Source organism: Streptomyces sp. NPDC026417 (assembly GCF_055567695.1).
This window is the reverse complement of sequence record NZ_JBVHPY010000096.1, coordinates 1-2,994: the sequence shown is the minus strand read 5'-3', so window position 1 is coordinate 2,994 and position 2,994 is coordinate 1. Positions and strand designations below refer to the sequence as shown.

Genomic DNA, 2,994 nt, shown 5'->3' with positions numbered 1-2,994 from the left:
TCGCCAGCCTCGTCTCCGACCGCACAGCCACCATCTGAAAACACACCACGGCCGCCCAGACATGACTCATCCGCTATCACGCACCAACTCGTTAGTTGACAGTTGTCCTGGGCATGGAGTGTGGAAGATGGGGGTGGATCGTTCTGGATGGACAGTGGGAGATCCGCGCCTACCTGCGACGACGAGGCATTCCGCGCACGATCCCCGAACTAATCGACCAGATCCTGGGCCGACCGAATCGCGGCACACGCGGCGGTCGGCCGCTCGGCTTCGACCGATGCCTCTACCGTCGCCGCAACGTTATCGAACGATGCTTCAACTGTTCCAAGCAGGAGTGTGGCCTGGCAACCCGCTACGACAAGACCCGCAAGTCCTATCGCGCTGCCCTGGCCATCGCCTCAATCCTGCCCTGGATCTGACCTTCTGTAGCACACCCTTTAGCACCGCAACCTCTGGCGCAGCCGTAGTCATCCTGTTCCTGGCAATGGCGGACCTCGCCCCCGACAATGGAGCTGGGACAACGTGCGCAGGCGGCAAGATCCTGTTTCCCTAGTGTGACCTGCTCTTCTGACGTACTTGAGGAGTGATCATGAGTGTTCCGGACGAGGATAGTGTCCGCATCCGGGTCATGCGCCAGATGGCCCATGACCTAGATCAAGCTGCGGAGCGTGCCAATGACCCCGAACAGCGTGCACGGCTAAAGGGGAAGGCGCGTCGACTAAGAGCTCAGAGCCAGCACGAGCGCATCAGAGCCACCAAGGACATCGACCCGGTGGTGTAGCCCTACTGGGCCTCACCCCTCCCGCAAGCGCCTGCTCATACTGCGGACAGCCCAACGCCTTCTGCCCGTCGGCATCGCCCCACAACCGCCCCCCGGCCATGCCTCTCAGGGGAGTGCCGTGTATGCAACCGCCCGGCGGGGGCGGTTGGACCGCCCCGTTTTGTCATTGGGTGGTCGTTCGGCTGAGACGTAAGATGCCGTTTTGTCTTTTGATCTCGTCGTGACACACGTGACAGGTATGTGAGATGCTCTTTGGCCCGCCCGCCCGGCACGTAGGCCGACCGACAGAAGTCGGGGTTCGTGCAGGCCTTCGCGCATAAGATGACGGCCGCAGGTCTTCGGCGAATCTCGGATCATCCCGCGCGGGCAGGTGACCTGTGCGTAGCTGCGTGAACACTCCCATTGTCGAAGGACTGCCTGCTTTGGACCTCCCACCCTCTGAAAGCCCTGCCGCGCGACGTCCGGGTCGGACATGGACCATCCGTGTCTCGGGCCACAGCGACCGCACGGCGTCGGTTTTTTGCTCTTCTCCATGTGTCATGCCGCCACGTTCCCGCGATCTCGCGTCTCTGCGCCGCTTCGCCGAGGCGCACGTCGGGGCGCACGCTCGCGCCGCAGTCGTGCGCCCCGATGCCGCTTGCGCCTGCTGGCGGGTGCGGTGCGCATCCCACGAGGGAATCCGGGTTTACTGTGCGGGCAACATCCTGCTGGTCCTGCGACACGATCCCGCCGTCGCCCAGGTGTGGACCCTGATGGAGGTCTGCGCCGCCTGCGCCCCGGAGATGAGGCACACCCGGGTCCTGGGCCGGGCTCTGCCTCGCACGCGAACCCCCCACGCTCCTGTCCCGGTGGCACCCACCACCAGTGCGCCGACGGCCGTGCCCCCGGTCGCCGGGGGCTTCAGCGCTCCGAGTGGCCCTGGTTTCAACAGTGGCGACGCACCTGTCGCCCCGTCGCGTTCCCGTCCCGGTAGCCGTGGCCGGCAACAGTCCCGGCAGGGCCGCCGAGACCAAGGCCGCTCCCCGCTAGGTTGACGTTGCTTGGCCGATATATCGGAGCACTACTGGACCTGCCTGCTTGCCGAGCACAGCGACACCGAACTGGAGCCGATCCTGGTGGTGCTCGAGACCAGGCGCGGACTGCTGGTCGCCGCTCTGCGCGCCAGCAAGCGGCAGGGCTTCGCAATCCACCCCGATGGCCGCCGCTCACTACCGTGACCGGCGCGGCGTTAGCCGTAAGAAGTCCGATCCCGGTGCTGCCCTCGTGCTCGCCAACGTCCTTCACACGGATAGGGCCATGCACCGGCCCGCTGCCCCAGAATAGTGACCTCTCCCAGGGCGTCGCCGTGCTCGTCTGCCATGTTACCGAAGCCGGTCGGCATCGCCACCACCCCATTGCGTTGTGTGGGGCCGGTACTGCCCTTCGGTGTGCGAGCCTTCGCAGCTGCATAAGCCCAAACCGGGACTCGGTGTCCGGGCGAACAGCTGGCGTTGAGCGCATGCGCTGAGGCGGTATGTGAGCAATGAAGGACCGGGCTGCTTTGCCGTCCGCGTGTTCTATGAATCCGCTGCTCTGACCGGTTGACGCTGCCGAACGAGTTGGCCAGTAGTGCCCCTGCTGATGGCCTCAATAGCAGGACACCGTGGCGCTGGGCTCAGCAACGGGTGGTGTAAGCCGGTTGAGGGGGAATGGTAGGAGTGGAGGGAGTCGAACCCTCACGCCGTGAAGGCACCGGGACTTGAATCCGGCGCGTCTGCCAGTTCCGCCACACTCCCGTATCTGCAGCTGGGCATATGGTACTCCGTCGACACTTGCCGGTCACAAGCCCGGAAGTGCCACAAAGCCAACTGCATCGGGTTCGTCGTAGAACGCACCCGCAAGGTTTCACAGCTCTCCCGATGATCACCAGTGAGGCGCAGTACACCGCAACTGCTGGCTCCGCATGCCCAGCCGCACACCACACCTGGACGGTCTGGGTCAGAATGCCCAGCGTAGACACAAGGACGAGAATGCGTCCTTTGAACTCGCTGGGAACGGCCCTTCGTGGTCAGGTGCACGCCACGTGTGGCACGGGAAGACTCTCAGAGCCGCGGCTTCAGCAAAGCTCCTGGGGTCATGGGGTCTGTCCAGTAAACGGTGTAACTAGCTTGGTTGCTGGGTCAAATGTGGTTGTTGGTGAGGCGGCCGTCGAAGGCGATGTCGAAGGCCTGCAG

The 2,994-nt window shown here is 64.3% G+C and carries 2 protein-coding genes, 1 tRNA gene and 1 pseudogene; 3 read left to right on the top strand and 1 reads right to left on the bottom strand.

The window, feature by feature from the left end; genetic code table 11:
* Nucleotides 1–113: 113 nt before the first annotated feature.
* The 3 genes and pseudogenes from ACZ4NT_RS39030 to ACZ4NT_RS39020 all read left to right on the top strand — a co-directional run.
* Entirely contained in the window at nt 114–419 is a 306-nt protein-coding gene (locus ACZ4NT_RS39030) for a hypothetical protein (RefSeq protein WP_467730169.1), read from the top strand.
* A gap of 170 nt (nt 420–589) precedes the next feature.
* Complete coding sequence (locus ACZ4NT_RS39025) at nt 590–781, top strand: DUF6381 family protein (protein ID WP_467730166.1); 192 nt, start codon at nt 590–592, stop codon at nt 779–781.
* A gap of 1,073 nt (nt 782–1,854) precedes the next feature.
* Nucleotides 1,855–2,132 (top strand): annotated as a pseudogene (locus ACZ4NT_RS39020) (IS110 family transposase); the annotation flags it as partial.
* Nucleotides 2,133–2,470: 338 nt separating this feature from the next.
* On the opposite strand, the gene ACZ4NT_RS39015 reads toward ACZ4NT_RS39020, so the two are convergent.
* Nucleotides 2,471–2,556: transfer RNA gene (locus ACZ4NT_RS39015), tRNA-Leu, on the bottom strand.
* Between the last annotated feature and the right edge of the window lie 438 nt (nt 2,557–2,994).